Genomic DNA, 20,758 nt, shown 5'->3' on the forward strand with positions numbered 1-20,758 from the left:
GAAGAGAGTGTTAAAAGCAGCGCATCTTGCTTGATTGTTAAACAGACCTCAAACTAATGTGCCGTTTTAATAAAAATGTCATACTACGCTGTGACAATTTAATGAATTTTACAAAGGATATTGGCGCAATGTTAATTGCTATTTTTAGACAATTTTTTTTACTAGGGTGCATGAGTTTTGGTGGCCCCGCTGCGCATTTAGGCTATTTTAAGCGCCACTTTGTAGACTCGTTAAATTGGCTAACTAACACGCGTTACGCACAACTTATTAGTTTAAGCCAAGCATTACCAGGGCCAGGCTCTAGCCAAGTTAGTTTTGCTATTGGTGTTGAGCGTGCAGGAGTACTGGGTGGTATAGCTGCTTTTGTAGGCTTTACCTTGCCTTCGTTTTTAATAATGGTGCTGCTTGCGGTTAGTGCCCATCAGTTTGACGCTGTTTACTTTGCAATTATTGCAGGCTTAAAGTTATTTGCCGTTGTTATAGTCGCGGATGCAACACTTAGTATGGCTAAAAGCTTTTGTACAAGTGCTGCGCTTAAGTTACTTGCGATAATGAGTACACTTGCCTTGGTGTTATTTCCAATGATGGGAACTCAAATAGCGATTTTAATCACTGCTGCAACAGTAGGTGCTATATGGCCTTTATTAAAACTTGGCACAGTAGCAGACGATGTTAGCAGTAAAAACAGTAATATTAATTGGATTGCACTGGGGTTATTTGCGCTCTTACTTGGGGTTAGCTTTATTCCACTAGGGCATGAGTTTGCTTTGTTTATCCCTTTTTACCAAGCGGGTGCAATGGTGTTTGGCGGCGGACACGTAGTACTGCCGGTACTTCAAGCTGGCGTACCAGCATTGAGTGATGATCAGTTTTTAAGTGCTTACGCGAGTGCACAGGCAGTGCCAGGGCCAATGTTTACTATTGCTACTTACTTAGGCGCACAACTTACTTCTGAGCAACCTTTAGTGGGTGCCCTTATAGCTACACTGCTTATATTTATGCCTGGTTTTTTACTTATACTGGCGTTTCAGAAGAGTTGGATTAATTTGGCAAGTAAGCCACATTTTGCAAATTCAATAGCGGCGCTTAATGCAGCGGTAGTCGGTTTTTTAGCGGCCGCATTGTATTCACCAATTTGGACATCGGCTGTGCATAACCTTTGGCAGGTTGCGTTACTAATAATTACATTTGCATGGCTGCGATTTAAAAAGCCACCTATTTGGTGGCTCTTAGCTTTATTTATTGCTGTGGGTCTTTTGCAGCACTATTTGCCATCACTCTAAATGTTGGCTTATCTGTTTGTTGCTCGTTAGGAGGGCTTAATTGCCCACTAACACTTTGATATGCCCTAAGCCCAAACACTGGCAATACTGCAAGTAAATGGTCCATTATTTCGGCTTGTAGATGCTCGTACGAAATCCAGCGTTTGTCTTCACTAAAGCAATAAAACTCAATCGGTAACCCGTGGTTCATTGGTTGTAGCTCTCGTACCATTAACGTAAGCGACGTATTAATTTTACTGTGCTGCTTTAAATAGCCCTCAGCATAACGACGAAACAGCCCTAAATTAGAAACTTGAGCGGGTAATGTCGTCACTCGGATATAGTCATGAAGCGGAATAGCCGCATCTATCTGCTTTCTAAATTCATCACTTACTAAACAAATACTGTGCATATCTATATTAAGTGAACGTTTAATACGTCTACCGCCCGACTCTTGCATACCGCGCCAGTTTTTAAACGAACCCGCAACTAGCATATAAGTTGGAATAGTTGTAATGGTGTTATCCCAGTTACGTACCTTTACAGTGTTTAAACCCAAATCAATTACTTCGCCATCGGCGCCATAGTTTTCTACTTGAATCCAATCACCATAGGTTACTAGGCGATTTGCTGCGATTTGAATACTAGCTACAAAGCCTAAAATAGTGTCTTTAAATACTAATAACGTAACAGCAGCAATAGCACCAAAGCCAGAGAGAATATAAGTGGGTGACTTCTCAAGGAAAATACTTACAATTAAAATAGCACACACAATAAAGGTGATTAGCTTAACAACCTGAATTAAGCCCTGAATAGGGACTTCGCGTGCAAACTCCAATTGGTTATAAATAGAACCCGCAATGCTTACAATACTGCTAAAAATAAAACCTACATGAATAATTAGTATGGCTTGGCCAACCGTTTTCAAAATTTCAGCGGTCAGCTCATTAACCGGATAAACACTGTCAAAGGTCGCCAAAAATAATACGCAGCAAAGCATACCTGCAATACGTCTATTAAGCTTATTAAGCATAGGCGACAACGAACCAATACGTTGAGGCGAAAGCTTAGTTACCACTTTTTGAATGCCTGGTAACATTAACCTACGAGTAAATAAGTAAACAATTAATAAAGAAAAAATCCCTATTGAAACTGCGGTAATAGAACTAAGAAAATCCGCATCGGGTACTTTTTCAAACCAAGGAGCGATTAACTCCTGTAGGTGGGTGTTGGTCATAGTGTTTCAATTTCCTTACTGATTTGTGGTTCAGGTAAATCTTGTTGAGCATAAATATCGGCAAGCTGCTGATCTTTTGCAACCCATAGCTCATTCACATAATGTTGAAAATTAGCTTTAAATACGTCATCGGTTTGATAGCTGCCCTGCATATTGTCATTAATGGGCGTTACGTCTATTGAAACATAAATAGAATCTAGCTCGCCTTTTAACAAGTTACGACAAACATGATCTGTTTTACCGCTATACACTAAACTTGTATTTAGCATGGCATCAAATTGGTTGGCTAGCACTTCAAGCGCAAAAGCAATGCCACCCGCTTTGGGTTTTAATAAGTGCTTAAAAGGACTTTGCTGCAGATTATGCTTAGCTGGCGTAAAGCGTGTGCCTTCAACAAAATTAACGATGGTAGTAGGATAGTGACGAAAATTGCGACAGCTGTGCTTTGTGCGCTCTACATCCAACCCTTTCAATTTTGGGTTTTTAGCAAGCTGTGCTTTGCTTACCCGTTTCATAAACGGCATACCCATAGCCCACGCACCAGTGCCAATAAAAGGCACGTATTTTAATTCATCTTTTAAAAAAAACTTAGGGGCTGGTAATGCATGTAATGAGCTAAGCACGGTTATATCTAACCAACTCGTGTGATTACATATAAGTAAATACCAACTTTTTGAATTTAAATCGCCACTTATATCAACCACAATATTAGGACAACCTAGCCACAAGCCAAACCGATTGCCATTACACCACCCTCGATAAGCGCTGTGCAATAAAGAGTTAACAACAGACAAAGGCAGTAATAACTTAATAAGCCCTAGTACAAATACTAGCGAGCCAAAAAGCATTACATTAGAAAACAATACGCAGCCCACAATTAAGCCGTTAAGCCAATTTGGTAACCACTTTTTTAGCATAACTGTAAGCTCATATTTTTGCCTTTTATTTGGGGTGTTTTTCGAGCGATTGTAATGTTTGCTCTTTATTTTCCCATAAACGATTTAGCTCGCTTTGAAAGCGTACTCTAAATTCAGAATCGCCGGTGTAGTCACCAATAAGCTCTTCGCTTACAGGCCTTACATCCACGTGTACGTTGATATTTTTTACCTTACCACCTGCAAAATCCATGAATGTAGGAATGCCATCTGGGTAATGAATGGTAACGTTAACCACTTTAGTAATTTGCTCGCCCATCGCTTGCATTACAAAAGCAATACCGCCCGCTTTTGGTTTTAATAAATGTGGAAACGGGCTATTTTGGCGCGCGTGCTTTTGTGTAGTAAAACGAGTGCCTTCTACAAAGTTAACCACACTTACTGGCATCTCTTTAAATTTTTCGCAGGCTTTACGCGTGGTTTCTAAGTCTTTGCCTCGCAGCTTTGGATTCTTTTTTAATTGGCTTTTACTCGTGCGAGTCATAAACGGAAAATCAAGCGCCCACCAACACAAACCTAGAATAGGCACGTAAATAAGCTCTTTTTTCAAAAAGAAGTTTAAAAATGGAATTTTACGGTTAAACACGCGCTGCAATACTAAAATATCGACCCAGCTTTGGTGATTTGCAATTACTAGGTACCAATCCTTTAGCTTAAGGTCTTCAAGGCCAGTTACATTAAGTTTAGTTGGCGTAAATAACTTTTGATTTAAGCTATTAAAGGTTACCCAAATAGTTGCAAATTGCTTTGCAGCCCAGCTCATAACCTTTTGTAGAGGCTTAATAGGTATAAGCTTTATAAGCCCACAAATAAAAATAGGCACAAACCAAAAAAGTGTGTTTATTGTGTAAAAAATAATACTAAATACACCGCGAATAACTGACATTACTTCCATTCCTTTAAACATTGCGCAGCCACTAATACTGCGCTTTCAGTTGCTTACAAATTAATCTTCAAAATAGGTATAGCCTTCAAGGCCTGCATTAAGCTCAGCTAAATAACCTTCTTTACACTGCGCTGATACATCAAGTTTATTAACTTGGTACGCAAAGTTGTCAGCTAAAATGGCGCTATCATAGTCAACAAACTTTAATACATCCTTAACGCTATCACCTTTTATGGCATTGGTTAACACATAACCTTCATCGTTAAGCTCTACATGCACAGAATCAGTGTCACCAAATAGGTTATGTAAATCGCCTAAAATTTCTTGATATGCACCCACCATAAACATAGCAATGTGGTATTGCTCACCGTGTTTATATTCTGGTATTGGTAGGCTGGTTTCGATACCTGCGCCTTCAACGTATTCGCGGATTTGCCCGTCAGAGTCACAGGTAATATCTTGAATAATCGCGCGCTGAGTCAATGGTTGAGTTAAGTTTTCGATTGGCATAACCGGAAACAACTGCTGAATACCCCATACATCAGGCAATGACTGAAATAATGAAAAGTTAACAAAGAGTTTATCGGCAAGCTTTTCGTTTAAATCGTCGAGGACTTCACGGTGCGCGCGCGCATTATTACTAAGCGATGCACGTACACGATGTAAAATAGTAAAGTAAAGCTGCTCTATTTTCGCCCACTCTAGCATGCTTACTAAGCCATGCACGTACTGATCGTGCGCTTCGCTAAATAAGTGCATAGCGTCGTGATAAATCTCAAGTGCCATACGCGGGTTTAAACGCTGTAAACACTGCCACATTTCATCAAGCACTAACGCGCTATTTTCAAGCGGTGGCTCTGGATTTAAATGATTGGGCGCTTTTTCTACGTCAATTACATCGGTAATTAATACCGCATGGTGAGCGGTTAAAGCGCGCCCCGATTCGGTGATAATGGCCGGATGCGTAAGGTTATGCTGATCGCACACCTCTGCAAATGCATTCACTACATTACGCGCGTACTCTTCTACGGTGTAATTCATTGAACACGCACTGCGTGAGCCAGAGCCCTCGTAATCAACGCCTAAGCCGCCGCCTACATCAACGGTGTTTAACGGTACGTTTAATTGTGTAAGCTCAGCAAAGTGGCGTGCACATTCACGCAAAGCACGGTGAATATCACGAATGTTGGCAATTTGAGAACCAATATGAAAATGCACCATTTGCATTAAGTGCAGCTTATTATGCTTTTTCAGCACTTCAACAGCACTTAGTACTTGGCCTGCCGTTAAACCAAACTTACCTTTTTCGCCGCCCGTGTTTTGCCACTTGCCTTTGCCTACTGAGTTTAGGCGAATGCGAATACCAATAGCAGGTTCTATGCCTAGGTTGTCTATTTCTTCAAGTAGTGTGGTTAGTTCTGAAAGCTTCTCTACCACAATTTTTACGCTGTGGCCCATTGCTTGACCAATACATGCTAAGCGTAAAAACTCACTGTCTTTATAGCCGTTACACACAATAGTGATTGGCTCTTTTGCTACGCCCAAAATAGCCATAAGTTCTGGCTTTGAGCCTGCTTCTAGGCCAACAAGTCCGCTTGGATGCGCTAATAGCTTACTTACTACAGAGCGTTGCTGATTTACTTTAATTGGGTAAACACAGGTGTATTTGCCATTATATTCACGATTTGCTCGCGCTTGCGTAAACGCATTAGTAAGTGTGTCTACACGATTTTTTAAAATATCGGTAAAGCGCACTAAAACCGGCAACGTTAAACCTTGTTGTTTAAACTGCTCAGTTAATTGCGTTAAAGAAATGGCCGGTTTTGTTTGGTCGCCATCTGGGTAAGCCACCAGTTCGCCTTGTGCGTTAATATCAAAATAACCATCACTCCAATGAGCAACGTTATAAGTGGCGCGTGCTGTTTCTAAACCCCAGGTCATGGCAACTCTTCTTTAGTCAATTAGGTATAAAGGCGCATTTTAATACGTCACTATCCACTAGGCTAACAAAAATTGAACTTTCACTCACTCCTAACTAACTTTATTCGTCAAATCAGTTAAAATGTCATTGAGCAAAACGCCAAGCACTGGCAGAATTGCCCCTTTTTCATACTCAACCTAAAAAAGTGTAATAGTAACTATGGCAAATTTAGATCAAAGTAAGTGGTTTACTGAAATTAGCGACCGCGATGGCAGCGCATTTTCATTACGTATTAATAAAAAGTTAGATGAAAAACAGTCTCCTTTTCAAAAGGTAGAAATGTTTGAAACCACAGACTTTGGTAATTTAATGATCATCGACGGGTGTACTATGGTAACAACCCGCGAAAACTTCTTTTACCATGAGATGATCAGCCACCCTGCACTTTTAGCGCACCCAAACCCTAAAAACGTCGTTATCATTGGCGGCGGCGACTGCGGTACTTTACGCGAAGTATTAAAACACCCAGGCGTAGAAACTGTAACGCAAATAGATATAGACGAAGTAGTAACGCAAATGTCGTTAAAATACTTCCCAGAGCTTTGTGAATCTAACAACGACGCCCGTGCAACGGTTATGTTTGACGACGGTATTAAATACATGCGCGAAGCCGCTGGCGAATCTATCGACGTGGTTATTGTTGATGGCACCGATCCGGTGGGTCCAGGTGAAGGTTTATTTAATCATGCGTTTTACACAAGCTGTTTAGATGCACTGCGCCCAGGTGGTGTTTTAGTACAACAAAGCGAATCACCTCTTATGCATATGCCATTATTAGTTGAAATGCGCGAAGCAATGCTAAGCGTAGGCTTTAACGATTTACAAACACTGCCATTCCCGCAACCAATTTACCCAAGCGGTTTATGGTCAGTAACACTTGCACGTAAATCACAAGCATTTGACGGCTTTAGAGAAGATGGCGCGGCACAAATAGCCGAGCACAGTGAATACTACAATAGCGGTATTCATCATGGCGCACTCGCTACACCTAACTACATGAAACGCGCATTCGATAAAAAATAATACCAATCTGCTTATATATGGGGTCTATTTAACGTTAAGAAAATTACGCTAGAACTAGGCAAAAATTTTTGTATCTAGTTGTTCTAAATAAAAAATTTTTAACGACGTTATAGTGCAATTTAATTCGTTAAATTGATCAAAGATTTATGCAGGTTGGTATAATCTATACCAATTTTATTAAACTAAAAAGGGAGCTTTAAATGCTCCCTTTTTTATACTTTTAAAAACGCCATTGCGCATTTAGCATTATTTGCTGCTGCGAGATTCGTTCATTAAATCCAATTGGCTCTCTATTTTTAGCAGCACTTTTAAGTGCAGAACCTTCAACCCCTATTTGTAGTTTATTAGTGAGCTGGTAGCGCCATGTTGCGGTTAAACCTTCCCCATTGCTTGCATTAGGATCAAACGCAGTGGTGTCGTTATCTGTCACTTTAAAGTAATCGAAGCGTACAGAAACTCGATGCTTGCCTTCTTTATGGCTTAACATTAAATAATGGCTGTAAAAGGCATTATCAATTAAAGCATTAGCGCCCATTTCGGTTTTACCATTAAGTACCTGTGCTATAAAGCGGGTTTTATTATTAAACTTATAAAGCCAAGCGGCGCTTGTAAAGCGAGTATCCCAAGCATACTGCCCTGTACTAATATTAAGTGTGGTTGGGTCACCGTTATTGTTGTAATAATAAATTCGAAATTGTGATTTTTTTAAGTAATCCCAGTGTACGCCAGCGTAATAGCCAAAACGTCCGTCTACTTCTTCAAACGGTAAAACCTGATTAGCTTGCCAGCGTAATTCATACGTATTTAATGCCGCTACAGGCGCAAATTTAACACTTTCGTTAAATGTAGTTTGCCTATCGTGTAATGCAAAACCACGCCAAGCAAGTAAAGTACCGGCAGGGTCATTGCCTTTAAATGTAGCACCTACAAAACTAAAGCTATGAGCGCTGTTAAAACGTTTTGCTGGGCGCTTAATAGTTACCTCTGCGCCAACAGTGCGTACTTCCTCGCCTATCCAGCTATTAATAGCTGAGTTTGTATAGTTATAAGGAGAAGTCCATCCTATATCAGGGTTTTCAAGCGACATAAGTGGATAAAAGCCCCCTACACGCACATGCCATTTATAGTTGCTGTTAGATAGCGGCTGATACTTTACATAAGCTTGCGTAAAACCAAGGCCAACGTCAGGATCTTGATTCGCATTTAACACCCCATGAGCCGACCAACTAGATGCTAAATCAACATTAAAATCTAAAATACCTTGGGATAAAATAAGTTCGTCGCTTTTAGTATCGTGCCGATATAGCCCAAGGCCGCCCTCTTGGAAGCTACGTGTATCGTCACCCTGCACGGCTCTAATTTGTATCAAGCCTTTTACTTGTGCATACAATGCATTACTAAAACATAAAGCACCGGCTAAAAATATCAGCCTCGTTAAACGATTAATAGTCATCAAATTCATCCGTAGCAAAGTCAATTTGCTCCGCAATTTCCTGCTTTACTTTATAAGTGATCGGGTTAGTAGCCACAGTAATAGTTTGAGATTCAACCTTACTAATATCACTAAATCCAGAATGCCAAACACTTAACGTGTATTCGCCTGCATTGGCATTTAAATCAACATGGCCATTTTCATCAGTGATTGCAAAAATAGTACTATCTACCACCACAATATAACCTAACATCCAATCATGAATATTACAGCCAAGCTCAACAACACCCGTTTGATCAAAAGTAATGGGCGCTTTTGGGTGCTCCTTATATAGCTTTAATTCGAACGTTTTGGCTTTAGAAAATGAATAAACATGATGCATGATTGAGTCCGCATTCGGAAACTCTACCTTTGCATTTTGTGGGACAACTAAAATACGCGGCTTAAATTCTCGATTTTGCTGGGTCATCGCATAAGGTGCTTCTGGAGGAATAACGCTAGAGGAATCTCCTGCAGTTAGCCACACAACAGCATTAGATAATGGGCCATTATTAGCATTTTTAATTGTTATATTTGCTGCAAAAACTCCAGTACTAACACTTAGTAAAAATACACAAAGTAAGCTTTTTATCATTTTCTTGTCGCTATTATCAATTTGTTTACATTATAGACCGATTAAACCACTAAATTCTTTCTATTTTTTAAAACATTGAATACGTATGTAGGCAGTCGTATTAATCATCAACAGTCATTATCCTTAAATGTCACCACCGACTCATCTAAGGACACACCATGAGAATACCAGCACTTGTGCTTTTAGCCTTTGCTAGTAATAGCTACGGACAAACCGTAGAGCTAAAATCGCCAGACACACAAATAACAGTAAGCATCTCTGACGAAAACAACACGCCAAGCTACGCAATAAAATTTAAAAACAAAGCGGTTATAAACAAATCTTTACTGGGGTTTGAATTTAAAACACAAGCAGCTTTTAGCGATGGCTTTAAAATTAAAAGCATTGAACAACAAAGCGTTAACTCGCAGTGGCAACAACCTTGGGGCGAACGCCAAAACGTTGTTGACGAATATAACGAAGTGGCCGTTACCTTTACAAAAAACGAGCCAAATAAAGGTACCTACACTATTCGATTTAAAGCATTTGATAGTGGTGTAGGTTTTAGATACGAAGTACCACAACAAGCCGGCTTCGAACATACAGAAATAACCAAAGAGTTAACTGAATTTGCAATAAACAATAGCCATGATGCAACAGCATGGTGGATACCTGCTCGTGGCTGGAACCGCTACGAATATGTTTACAACACTACTCCACTTAACGAAGCTCCACTAGCTCACACACCATTTACGTTTAAAACAAGTGACGGTACTCATATTAGTATTCATGAAGCTGCGCTTGTTGATTACGCGGGTATGGTGCTTAATCAGCGCCGTCCAGGCACATTTACAGCCGACTTAACCCCTTGGTCAGATGGTATTGCCGTTAAAAAGCAAGGCGCTTTTAAAACACCATGGCGCACCATTCAAATAGCCGACAGCGCTGTTGGCCTAGTTAATTCAGATATAATACTAAATTTAAACGAGCCTAATAAACTCGGTGACGTGTCGTGGGTTAAACCTGGCAAATACGTCGGTATTTGGTGGGGTATGCATATAAACACGCAAACTTGGGGTAGCGGTAAAAAACACGGCGCCACTACGCAAACCACAAAATACTATATGGATTTTGCAGCGCAGTATGGTTTTGATGGCGTACTCGTTGAAGGCTGGAATATTGGTTGGGATGGCGATTGGTATTTTAATGGCGATGTATTTAACTTTACCAAACCGTACGACGACTTTGATATAGCAGCGCTTGCTCAATACGGCAAAGAAAAAGGCGTACAGCTCATTGGCCACCATGAAACATCAGGCAATGTAAGCAACTACCGTGACCAAATGGAAGATGCCTTTACACTTTACGAAAAATCAAACGTAAGCCAAGTAAAAACAGGTTATGTAGCCGATGGCGGAAATATAAAACGTATAGACAAAAACGGTATTGCTCGCCATGAATGGCATGACGGCCAGTTTATGGTTAACGAATACCTTTATAACGTAAAACTTGCAGCTAAACATAAAATTAGCATCAATACGCACGAGCCAATTAAAGATACAGGCCTGCGCCGTACTTATCCAAACTGGATTGCGCGCGAAGGCGCACGCGGACAAGAATACAATGCATGGGGTTCACCACCTAACCCACCAGAACACGTACCAATGCTTGCCTTTACCCGCATGCTCTCTGGCCCTATGGACTTTACGCCAGGTATTTTTGATATGAGCTTTAATGGTTTAGGAGGCGATACAAACCGCCCACAAACTACACTTGCCAAACAACTTGCACTTTATGTTGTTTTGTATAGCCCAATTCAAATGGCTGCCGACTTACCTAAAAACTATTTGGCTAAGCCCGATGCGTTTCAATTCATTCAAGACGTACCAACAGATTGGCAGCAAAGTATTGCTATTGATGGTGAAGTAGGCGACTTTATTGTATTTGCCCGTAAAGAACGTAAAAGCACTAAATACTCAGGAAATGATTGGTACTTAGGTGCTGTTACTGACGAAAAAGCCAGAACTGTTGAGGTAAAACTCGACTTTTTAGAGCAAGGCAAAAAGTTTGAAGCACAAATTTATAAAGATGGTAAAAGCGCAGAGTGGAAAAACAATCCGTACGATCTAACTATCGAAAAACGTGTTGTAACTGCAAGCGATAAACTAACGCTTAAATTAGCCACTAGTGGCGGTACAGCTATTCGTTTTAAAGCACTTTAATATGATGGGCCCCCTGCATTTACTATGCAGGGGTTGATACCTTTATTGGCAAATATACTTGTGCACTTAAACCGCCTTCTGGGCGGTTTTCTAGTTTTACTTTACCGTCGTGTATATCAACAATGCGTTTAATAATGGCAAGGCCTAAGCCACTACCTTCACTGCCACGTGCAGCATCGCCTTGCTTAAAGGGCTCAAACACAGACTCTAATTCGTTTTCAGGGATCCCAGGACCACTATCGTTTACAGCGATAACTACATATTTTTTGTTTGAATTAAAGTAACTAAGTACTTCAATATCGCCCTCAGAATAACGCAGCGCATTACCAATCATGTTGGTAATTACACGTTTAATAGCCACAGAGCTTAAGGGTATATTGCCTATATTTGGATTACTTTTAAACGTAATAGTACGTTGATGCTGAAGCTCAGAATTTACAACCTCGGCAACTAAAGCATTTATATCTTCGCAACTTAGCTCTTCACGTTTATGGTGGCGTAAATACTCAATAAACTGATCGATAATCCCGTTCATATCTTCTATATCGTAAATAATACCTTCACGAAGATAGTCGTCTTCATCAACCATCATTTCGGTGGCTAAACGGATACGCGTAAGCGGCGTACGTAAATCATGCGATACACCAGCCATTAGTAAACGGCGGTCGTTTTCAAGTGCGGCAATTCCGCGCGACATTTGATTAAACGCGCGCGTTACTTCTATTACTTCTGTTGAGCCTTCTTCTTCTAATTTGGTAGAAAAATCGCCTTTACCTACTTTTACTGCAGCTTGTTGCAGTGCTTTTAATGGCCTATTAAGGTGCCTTGCAAACAACCACCCACCCAGCACACTTAAAAAGCCAATACTTGATAAGTAAAAAGTTAAAAACTCTAAGTTATTCTCTTTAAAGCCTTTAAGCGGTACTTTTACCCAATAACCTGGCGCTTGCGGTGCTTCAACCCAATAAATCAATGGATCAGTTTGGCTAATACGTACACGAGAATAACCACCAAGTTGCTCAGTCATGCTACGCGATAGCATAGAATATTCGCGGCTTTGCCCAAGCCCTTGACGCATCGCTTCGCGCTGAGTCATCACTTCAATGCCGGTAATTTCAAAAAACTTCGCAGATACTTCGTCGTTTATTTCAACGCCATCTTCCCAGTCAATAAATACCGTTTTAATTTGCTTAGCAAGCATCAAGTTAACTTGCTCAATAGTTGGTTTTACAACATAAAAACTAACCGTAACATAAGACACTATTTGATTTATTAGCAACAAAGCCGCCACTAAAAAAACAGTTTGCCCAAAAGCACTGCGCGGAAACATGCCCATAAATATTACTTTCCACCGTCGGGAACAAACACATACCCCAAACCCCAAACGGTTTGAATATATCGCGGATTAGCAGCATCTACTTCAATCATGCGGCGAAGTCGCGACACTTGCACATCAATACTTCGCTCAAGCGCACTGTAATCACGCCCACGCGCTAAGTTCATTAGCTTATCGCGGCTAAGTGGCTCACGCGGATGCGAAACAAGCGCTTTGAGCACTGCAAACTCACCACTGGTAAGCGATATTGTTTTATCCCCTTCACTCATTTCGCGCGTTGCTAAATTAAGCGTAAATTTACCAAAAGCGATTAAGTTTTCTTCAGCAGCAGGAGCACCTGGCACTTCTTTTGCGCGGCGGCGTAAAATTGCTTTTATGCGAGCAAGTAGCTCACGTGGATTAAATGGTTTTGGAATGTAATCGTCAGCGCCAAGTTCAAGACCAATAATACGGTCTACTTCGTCGCCCTTTGCAGTAAGCATAACAATAGGAATTTCATTTTCTTTTTGGCGTAGTCGGCGGCAAATAGATAAGCCATCCTCGCCTGGAAGCATTAAATCGAGAACCATTAAGTGAAAGTTTTCACGCTCTAGGAGTCTATCCATTTGCTCCGAGTTTCCTGCGGTTCTAACAATAAAGCCTTGCTCTACTAAGTAACGTTCAAGCAAACTGCGTAAGCGCATATCGTCATCAACAACTAATACTTTTGTGGTCTCGTGTCCCATAATCTCTTTCTTATTTTTATATCCAATTACTAGTTAATATAAATGAAAAACTTAATAATCAAAAACTAATTACTTGCTTAGATTGTTACTGAACATTTCAAAGCTTCCTTACTCGTACTTTATTACATTTTACGCTCGACAAGTTTTGGCAAATTTAATAACGTGCACACCATTAGAGTTAATAAAGAATTGGCCATGAAAACAAATTTAGTTACCCGCGAAGGTTACTTGCAATTACAACAAGAACACGATCAACTATGGAACGTTAAACGCCCAGAAGTAACAAAAATAGTTAGCTGGGCAGCCAGCCTCGGAGATCGCTCTGAGAACGCAGACTATCAGTACAACAAGCGTTTGCTACGCCAAATTGACCGTCGTGTACGCTATTTACGCAAACGCATACCTGATTTAAAAATCATCGACTACTCTCCCGTTCAAGATGGAAAAGTGTTTTTTGGTGCATGGGTCGAAATTGAAAACGAAGAAGGTGAAACTAAAAAATTCAGAATTGTCGGACCTGATGAAATTTACGACCGAAAAGATTACATATCGATAGACTCACCTATGGCGCGGGCGCTGATTAAAAAACAAGTAGATGACGATTTTGAAGTACCTACTCCTCAGGGTAAAAAACAGTGGTATGTAAACAGTATCGATTACCAAAAAAAGAAATAAAAAGTTTTGATTCAGATCATGTTAACTTTTGATTGTGTAAATTAAACCAATAAGCTATAACTGAATTATTCAAGTTGATTTGTTTAATTTGAAAGCAGTTAATTAAGGTCGTGGTTATGTCAAACATAGTACAGCGCATATTAAATAATGCCGTATTGTTTGCACTTTTAATGAGTGTAAGTTTGACGCTGCATGCCAGTAACACTGAAGTAAACCTTGATAACGCTAAACTATCTAATCACTTTATTGCTTGTGACATTCCTGACCAAGCAAACCTCGATTTTGACGTAGACTCTCACGTTAATACTATTACCTTTAGGTCGCCTCAACCACTTCCTAATGTCGTAGATTCTTTTTATAAGAGCACCAACCTAAACAGACCTTTTAGCACTGCGTACCAACGCGGACCACCTAGCTATTTAATTTAATTCATTATTTTACAACTTAATTAAATTTTATAACTACTAAGGTGACTACTATGTCTAACTTTAAAGAATTACGTACTCAAAATGTTTCTCACGGCGTTATTGCAAGCACATTTGCAGATGACCAACCATTGATTGATTTATCATCTCCAGCACTAAAAATGGTAAATAACTTTACTCAAAAAACGCCCATTCGTGCAGAGCATACAACAACGATTACAGATGCACTTAAACAAGTTAGTGCACAACAATCTGATTTTGTTTTAGTAACCGACGAGAACCAAAAATTGATTGGTCTTGTTTCTAGCGCCGATTTACAAAGCTCTAAAATTACTATTATTGCAGAGCGTTTAAATACCCCACGAAGTGAAGTAAGCTTGCGCGATATTATGACGCCAATTAGCCGACTTACAGGTGTAAGCATGCAAAGTTTAAGCTATGCATGTATTGGTGATGCGCTGCAAACAATGGAGCATCAAGGTGTAATGTTTTTATTAGTAACAACAGCAAGTAGCGAAATTTGTGGTTTAATTTCAGCTCGCCAAATAGCTAAAACATTACATATTCCACTACATATTAGCCCTATTGCTCACTCTTTCAGTGAAGTATTAGAAAACATTGAGCATCCTCACTAGGGCGCTCTTTTAGTTGAATTGATTTACTCCCCTCCCAACCATCTTAAAGCAAGTGAAATAGCTTGCTTTAAGAGCTTTTTATTACTACCTCCTGTGATATTATTCAAGCAATTAACGGCGCCAGTAACACGCTTCTGGTCTTATTTTATTGTATAAAAAGGTTTTTGCATGAGCGATATCTCTGCACGTTTAGCCGGTGAGTTAAACGCACAGCAGCAACAGGTTGTTGCAGCTACAAAATTACTTGATGAAGGCGCAACTGTTCCTTTTATTGCCCGCTACAGAAAAGAAGTTACCGGCGGCCTAGACGACACCCAATTACGCCTTTTAGAGCAGCGTTTATCGTATTTACGTGAACTAGAAGAGCGCCGTAGTTTTATTTTATCGACCATCGAATCGCAAAATAAATTAACGCCAGAGCTAAGTGCCGATATAACCAATGCACAAAGTAAAACTGAACTTGAAGATTTATACCTACCTTATAAAGCTAAGCGCCGTACTAAAGGCCAAATAGCAATTGAAGCTGGTTTAGAGCCACTTGCAGATGCACTATTTAAAGATGCTAACCTTGACCCAGAGCAACAAGCAGAGCAGTTTGTAAATGCTGAAAAAGGCTTTGCAGATACAAAAGCTGTACTCGAAGGCGCTAAATTTATCTTGATGGAGCGCTTTGCTGAAGACGCAAAATTACTTGCTAAATTTAGAAGTCACATAAGCCAAAACGGCGCAATTGAAAGCACTGTAATTAAAGGCCAAGAGCAAGCGGGTGCAAAATACCGTGACTACTTTGAGCATCAAGAACTTCTCAAAAAAGTACCTTCTCACCGCGCGCTTGCTATGCTTAGAGCCCGAAATGAAGGTGTACTTCAGTTAAATGTTAATCCAGAGCCTAGCGCTGAAAATTCAGCGCAACTATGTGCCAACATGATTGCTGACCATTACCGTTTAGATATTAAATATAAAGCGGCAAGTCCTTGGTTATTAAACGTTGTGCAATGGGCGTGGAAAATTAAGTTAGGATTACACCTAGAGAATGAATTTTTTGCAGCAATGCGCGAAAAAGCAGAAGCTGGTGCAATCGACGTATTTGCTAAAAACTTAAAAGATTTATTAATGGCAGCACCTGCAGGCCCCCGTACTACTTTAGGTCTTGATCCAGGCCTTCGTACTGGCTGTAAGATTGCCGTTGTTGATAGCACAGGTAAATTACTAGCTACACAAACTATTTTCCCTCATGCACCACAAAATCATTGGGATAAATCAGTGCGTACGTTAGAGCAACTTTGTCGTCAGCATAAAGTTGAGCTAATTGCGATTGGTAACGGTACTGCATCACGCGAATCAGATAAGTTGGTTGCTGAGCTTATGAAAGCAAACAGCGAACTTAAGCTTAGTAAAATTATGGTTAGCGAAGCGGGTGCATCGGTTTACTCAGCTTCTGAATTTGCAGCTAATGAATTCCCAGATTTAGATGTTTCTATACGAGGGGCTGTCTCTATTGCGCGCCGCCTTCAAGATCCTCTTGCTGAACTTGTTAAAATTGAGCCAAAATCAATTGGCGTTGGCCAATACCAACACGATGTATCGCAAAGCCAATTAGGCCAAAGCCTTATTTCAGTAGTTGAAGACTGTGTAAACTCAGTAGGCGTAGATTTAAACATGGCATCGGTACCGCTACTTACACGCGTATCTGGTTTAAACAAAACATTAGCGCAAAATATCGTTAATTATCGCGATGCTAACGGCACATTTACTAAACGTAGTGAGCTTAAAAAGGTTGAGCGTTTAGGGCCAAAAGCATTTGAACAAGCGGCTGGTTTTTTACGTATTAACAATGGTAGCGATCCTCTAGATAACTCATCAGTTCACCCTGAAGCTTATCCTGTTGTTAAACGTATTTGTGAACGCAATAGCGTCGATGTCAGTAATCTAATTGGTAACAGCGACTTTTTAACTAAACTTGCTGCTAACGATTACACTGACGAAAAATTTGGCTTACCAACCGTTACCGACATTATTACTGAGCTTGATAAACCAGGTCGAGATCCTCGCCCTGAATTTAAAACAGCTGAGTTTAAAGCCGGTGTTGAAAAAATTAGTGACCTAAAACCAGGTATGATTTTAGAAGGCGTGGTTTCAAACGTTGCTAATTTTGGTGCGTTTGTTGATGTAGGTGTTCACCAAGATGGTCTAGTGCATATTTCAGCAATCACGAATAAATTTATATCAGATCCGCGTGAAGTTGTTAAAGCTGGTGATATTGTAAAGGTTAAAGTTGTTGAAGTAGACGCTGCACGTAAACGTATAAGCTTTACTATGCGCTTAGATGACGACATTGACACAAGTAATAAGTCAGCAGCGCCAGCTACGCAAAAACCACAAGCACGTGCTAATAATTCGCAACCTCGCGCTGCAAAGCCTAAACGTGACAACGGTAATGCGTTAATGGGTAATGCATTTGCCGATGCGTTCGCTAATGCTAAAGTGAAAAAATAATACTTGTACAGCTAAGCTAAAACGAAAAAAACCGCGTAAGCGGTTTTTTTGTGGTTATGTTTTGCTAAATTATTAACTTAACGCTGAAAAACTACTTTGGCTCGCTGGCGATGTAGCCATTTGATAAAAGTTAGCAATACGCCCCGCCCGTGCTTCAACATCGGCATCACGTGTTTGCTCGTCACTTTTAGCTGTTTTTGTATCGCTGCTTTCATCGCTAGAGAATGACGCTTCAAGTTTACTTTTTGCGCCTTCGTCGTCTTCTTTTTCAGGTTGTGCAAGCTCAGCTTGAGCCGCTGCTAGCTTTTGCGTAGCATCTGCATCAATAGAGCGATCAGCTCCCGAAGGCTCTGCAGGCGCTAATGCGGCAGCGCGTACCGTTTGCATTTTGTCTATAGTCGCTTGCGGGTCACCCGGAATTTCTGATACATCTATTTGTACTTCTCCGCCAACTGCGTAGTTAGTACCATCTGGGCCACGTTGATACTCATAACTTGGCGAGCCAGCATATTGCCCGCCTACAGAAGCGTGTGCTTGTTCGTGTATTCGTACTTCAGTATCCCGTGCTTTTAGTTCTGTAATTTGTTGTTGTTCTTGTTCTAATTGCAGCTCTTCTTGCTCAGATTCTTTTTTCTCAATTGCTTCACTTTCTTGCTCAGTGCCCTCAGGGTTTTCTGAGTTTCCATCGCGCTGCTGAACTGACTTTTCGCCTGCTATTTTTCCCGTTGCGCTATACGTCGCACCATCGCTACTACCTGGCAATTTTGCTTTTTCAGCATCACTTTGCGCTTTGGTTTCTGTGTTGCTTGCGCTACTAGATGCGGGAGCCGGAATAACTTCGCGTAGTTGGTTGTCACGCCGTGCGGTTTCCGTATAAACATTTGCGGTGTTTATATTAATAGACGGAAATGGCGTGACAATATTCATAATACTAAACTTTAATATCGATTAACGTGCCAAGTAAATCATCGGCCGTTTGAATTGATTGCGTATTTGCCTTGGCATTAAACTCTTCAACTTTTAAGTTAACAAGCGCTTCATCAACACGAGCTGGTTGTGCTACTGGTGCAGTAATCGCTTCTTCAGGGCGTGCTGCCGTAAGCTGACGTTGCTGCGCTAATTGCGCGTCATCTTGTTGTTCTATACTGGCACGGTTAATCTCAGCACTGGCTTTTTCAATACCTTGGCTAGCTCGGTTAAACCCTTCTATACCACTATTAAATACTGATCCGATTGGCATATTAAAACCTCCACCAAATAAACATTGTTTAATTATCGCTCAGGTTCTGCTCAAAATAAAGCTTTAAACAGCGCTATTCTTAGCTCTATTTTAAAGCATTGATTTAACGACAGATAAAAACTCACTTTTATGAGAAATAAATGGTGCATGGGACGCTTTATCTAGTACTTCATATTCAAACTCAGTATTTAGTGCTGACATTTTGCTAATAGCTTTATAAGGTACTAAAGCATCAAGGCGGCCGAATACTCCTCTAATAGGGACTAGGCAATGAGCAAATAAGTCACGTAAATCGTCGTTTTGTAAAATATCTAAACCAGCACTCAGGGCATCGCTTTGGGGTGCGCTGTACTGATTTAGCAATTGTTTAAGTTGCTTTATATCATCACGCGCCGACTCGCTACCCATTGCTTGAATAGCTAAAAAGCGCTCTATTATTTTTTCTCGATGATTAACTAACTGCTCTTTAAACTGCGCCAATACATTCGCTTTTATTCCAGGCCAGTTATCTGCCTCAGCAAAAAAAGGAGTCGATGCTATTAAAATAACTTTAGATACTTTTTCAGGCCAATGCTTAGCAATATAAAGTGCAAATAATCCACCTAACGACCATCCCATTAAAATGCTCTTCGGCTTTAATTGCTTACTTAAAATTTCTGCTGCATCATGCAAAGTATAAGGGCTTGGGCACACATCGCTATTACCAAACCCAGGTAGGTCAAGGCTACGTACATTTCCTGAATATAAAAACTCAAGTTCTGGCTGTACTAACTGCCATACGCCCTGATTCATTCCCCAACCATGTAATAACACTAACTCATTTTGCATATTTGCCTAAACTTTACCAAACTTAGGCTCATCATAACGTTTAGAAAGGCGATTGCAATGCAAGGAGCGAGTCTGTGAAACAAGCCGTTTTAAATTGGTTATTTCCCTCTTATTGCGTGCAGTGTCAAAACTCGATTACGACCTCTTTAGGGCTATGTGATTATTGCCTTGAAGATTTACCATTGTTTGATTTTAGTAAGCATACGAGTTTATTGCATCGACCTGATATTATTGAGATGTTTCCTAATTGCGAGTTTGATAAATTATTTGCATGCGCTTTTTATCAACCTCCCTTTGAGCATTGGCTTAAAAGGCTAAAATTTAATAATCAAATTCATTATAAAAAGGCATTGCAGCAAATTATACAAAAACAGTTAACGCAGTTTTTTGAGCAAAGCCCTAACTTGCCAGATACCTTTATTATTTTACCTCTTCATAAAAGCCGCTTTATTACTCGCGGATTTAATCAGGTAAGCCAAGTATGGCAACCCTGTTTAGCTAATTACGCCCCACTAAGTAATGTTCTTATTCGCGATAAAAAAACACAAGCTCAGTCGGAGCTATCCAAAGCAAAGCGTATAAGAAACTTAAAAAATGCCTTTATTTGTACACAAGACATGGCAGGTAAAACAGTCGCTATTGTTGATGATGTGATGACGACAGGGGCAACATTAAACGCAGCTACTAGTGCACTAAAACAAGCAGGCGCTAAACAAGTGTGGGCTTTTACAACTTGCTTAACGCCTATTTAATTATTAAAAAGTATTAAACCAATCCGCAATAATACTTAATCATTTTGCGGGGCTA

Annotated in this window: 19 protein-coding genes; 8 read left to right on the forward strand and 11 right to left on the reverse strand. The window is 40.3% G+C overall.

Going from position 1 to position 20,758, the window contains the following annotated elements:
- The first annotated feature begins 128 nt into the window (after positions 1-128).
- A complete protein-coding gene (gene chrA, locus L655_RS0106500) occupies positions 129-1,283 on the forward strand; it encodes a chromate efflux transporter (RefSeq protein WP_024604492.1) in 1,155 nt (384 codons plus the stop codon).
- Here chrA and L655_RS0106505 read toward each other — a convergent pair.
- From L655_RS0106505 to speA, 4 genes are read right to left on the reverse strand one after another with little or no spacing between them, the layout of a single operon-like run.
- Positions 1,240-2,499 (reverse strand): mechanosensitive ion channel domain-containing protein, encoded by a 1,260-nt coding sequence (locus L655_RS0106505; protein ID WP_002959539.1) that lies wholly within the window; start codon positions 2,497-2,499, stop codon positions 1,240-1,242. The genes chrA and L655_RS0106505 overlap by 44 nt on opposite strands.
- Positions 2,496-3,416: an acetyltransferase gene (locus tag L655_RS0106510; RefSeq protein WP_002959541.1), complete on the reverse strand. Its 921-nt coding sequence runs from the start codon at positions 3,414-3,416 to the stop codon at positions 2,496-2,498. The genes L655_RS0106505 and L655_RS0106510 overlap by 4 nt, the downstream gene beginning before the upstream one ends.
- Positions 3,417-3,441: 25 nt before the next feature.
- Complete coding sequence (locus L655_RS0106515; protein WP_024604493.1) at positions 3,442-4,320, reverse strand: acyltransferase; 879 nt, start codon at positions 4,318-4,320, stop codon at positions 3,442-3,444.
- A 60-nt stretch (positions 4,321-4,380) separates the two neighbouring features.
- Positions 4,381-6,261, reverse strand: a complete 1,881-nt coding sequence (gene speA, locus L655_RS0106520; protein ID WP_002959544.1) for a biosynthetic arginine decarboxylase — start codon at positions 6,259-6,261, stop codon at positions 4,381-4,383.
- Positions 6,262-6,460: 199 nt separating this feature from the next.
- On the opposite strand from speA, the gene speE reads away from it, so the two are divergent.
- Entirely contained in the window at positions 6,461-7,324 is an 864-nt protein-coding gene (gene speE, locus L655_RS0106525) for a polyamine aminopropyltransferase (RefSeq protein WP_024604494.1), read from the forward strand.
- A 220-nt stretch (positions 7,325-7,544) separates the two neighbouring features.
- On the opposite strand, the gene L655_RS0106530 is transcribed toward speE, so the two are convergent.
- Both L655_RS0106530 and L655_RS0106535 read right to left on the reverse strand, forming a co-directional pair.
- Positions 7,545-8,777, reverse strand: a complete 1,233-nt coding sequence (locus L655_RS0106530) for a hypothetical protein (RefSeq protein ID WP_024604495.1) — start codon at positions 8,775-8,777, stop codon at positions 7,545-7,547.
- On the reverse strand, positions 8,767-9,390 hold the full coding sequence (locus tag L655_RS0106535; protein ID WP_024604496.1) for a plastocyanin: 624 nt from the start codon (positions 9,388-9,390) through the stop codon (positions 8,767-8,769). The genes L655_RS0106530 and L655_RS0106535 overlap by 11 nt, the downstream gene beginning before the upstream one ends.
- Before the next feature lie 158 nt (positions 9,391-9,548).
- Here L655_RS0106535 and L655_RS0106540 point away from each other — a divergent pair, with 158 nt between their 5' ends.
- Complete coding sequence (locus L655_RS0106540) at positions 9,549-11,591, forward strand: glycoside hydrolase family 97 protein (protein WP_024604497.1); 2,043 nt, start codon at positions 9,549-9,551, stop codon at positions 11,589-11,591.
- Positions 11,592-11,613: 22 nt separating this feature from the next.
- Here the strand turns inward: L655_RS0106540 and envZ are convergent, their stop codons facing one another.
- On the reverse strand, positions 11,614-12,927 hold the full coding sequence (gene envZ / locus L655_RS0106545) for a two-component system sensor histidine kinase EnvZ (RefSeq protein ID WP_024604498.1): 1,314 nt from the start codon (positions 12,925-12,927) through the stop codon (positions 11,614-11,616).
- Positions 12,928-12,932: 5 nt separating this feature from the next.
- Entirely contained in the window at positions 12,933-13,652 is a 720-nt protein-coding gene (ompR, locus tag L655_RS0106550; RefSeq protein ID WP_024604499.1) for a two-component system response regulator OmpR, read from the reverse strand.
- 195 nt (positions 13,653-13,847) lie between these two features.
- On the opposite strand from ompR, the gene greB reads away from it, so the two are divergent.
- From greB to L655_RS0106570, 4 genes are all read left to right on the forward strand, one after another.
- Positions 13,848-14,327 carry a transcription elongation factor GreB gene (gene greB, locus L655_RS0106555; protein WP_007584978.1) on the forward strand — a complete coding sequence of 160 codons (480 nt, stop codon included), beginning with the start codon at positions 13,848-13,850 and terminating at the stop codon, positions 14,325-14,327.
- Between the two features lie 116 nt (positions 14,328-14,443).
- The gene (locus L655_RS0106560; RefSeq protein ID WP_007584977.1) at positions 14,444-14,755 is read left to right on the forward strand and encodes a hypothetical protein; all 312 of its coding nucleotides are present in this window, start codon (positions 14,444-14,446) and stop codon (positions 14,753-14,755) included.
- Positions 14,756-14,805: 50 nt separating this feature from the next.
- On the forward strand, positions 14,806-15,387 hold the full coding sequence (locus L655_RS0106565; RefSeq protein WP_024594284.1) for a CBS domain-containing protein: 582 nt from the start codon (positions 14,806-14,808) through the stop codon (positions 15,385-15,387).
- A 168-nt stretch (positions 15,388-15,555) separates the two neighbouring features.
- Complete coding sequence (locus L655_RS0106570) at positions 15,556-17,883, forward strand: Tex family protein (protein ID WP_024594285.1); 2,328 nt, start codon at positions 15,556-15,558, stop codon at positions 17,881-17,883.
- Between the two features lie 72 nt (positions 17,884-17,955).
- Here L655_RS0106570 and L655_RS0106575 read toward each other — a convergent pair whose 3' ends face one another.
- The 3 genes from L655_RS0106575 to bioH form a co-directional block, all read right to left on the reverse strand.
- A complete protein-coding gene (locus tag L655_RS0106575; protein ID WP_024604500.1) occupies positions 17,956-18,810 on the reverse strand; it encodes a putative metalloprotease CJM1_0395 family protein in 855 nt (284 codons plus the stop codon).
- A gap of 4 nt (positions 18,811-18,814) precedes the next feature.
- Positions 18,815-19,123, reverse strand: coding sequence for a hypothetical protein (locus L655_RS0106580; protein ID WP_024604501.1), 309 nt, complete (start codon positions 19,121-19,123; stop codon positions 18,815-18,817).
- A gap of 90 nt (positions 19,124-19,213) precedes the next feature.
- Positions 19,214-19,951, reverse strand: a complete 738-nt coding sequence (gene bioH / locus L655_RS0106585; RefSeq protein WP_024604502.1) for a pimeloyl-ACP methyl ester esterase BioH — start codon at positions 19,949-19,951, stop codon at positions 19,214-19,216.
- Between the two features lie 74 nt (positions 19,952-20,025).
- Here bioH and L655_RS0106590 point away from each other — a divergent pair, with 74 nt between their 5' ends.
- A complete protein-coding gene (locus L655_RS0106590; protein ID WP_024596110.1) occupies positions 20,026-20,703 on the forward strand; it encodes a ComF family protein in 678 nt (225 codons plus the stop codon).
- Positions 20,704-20,758: the final 55 nt, after the last annotated feature.

It is taken from the genome of Pseudoalteromonas sp. TAE79, from assembly GCF_000498015.1.
GTDB lineage: Bacteria > Pseudomonadota > Gammaproteobacteria > Enterobacterales > Alteromonadaceae > Pseudoalteromonas.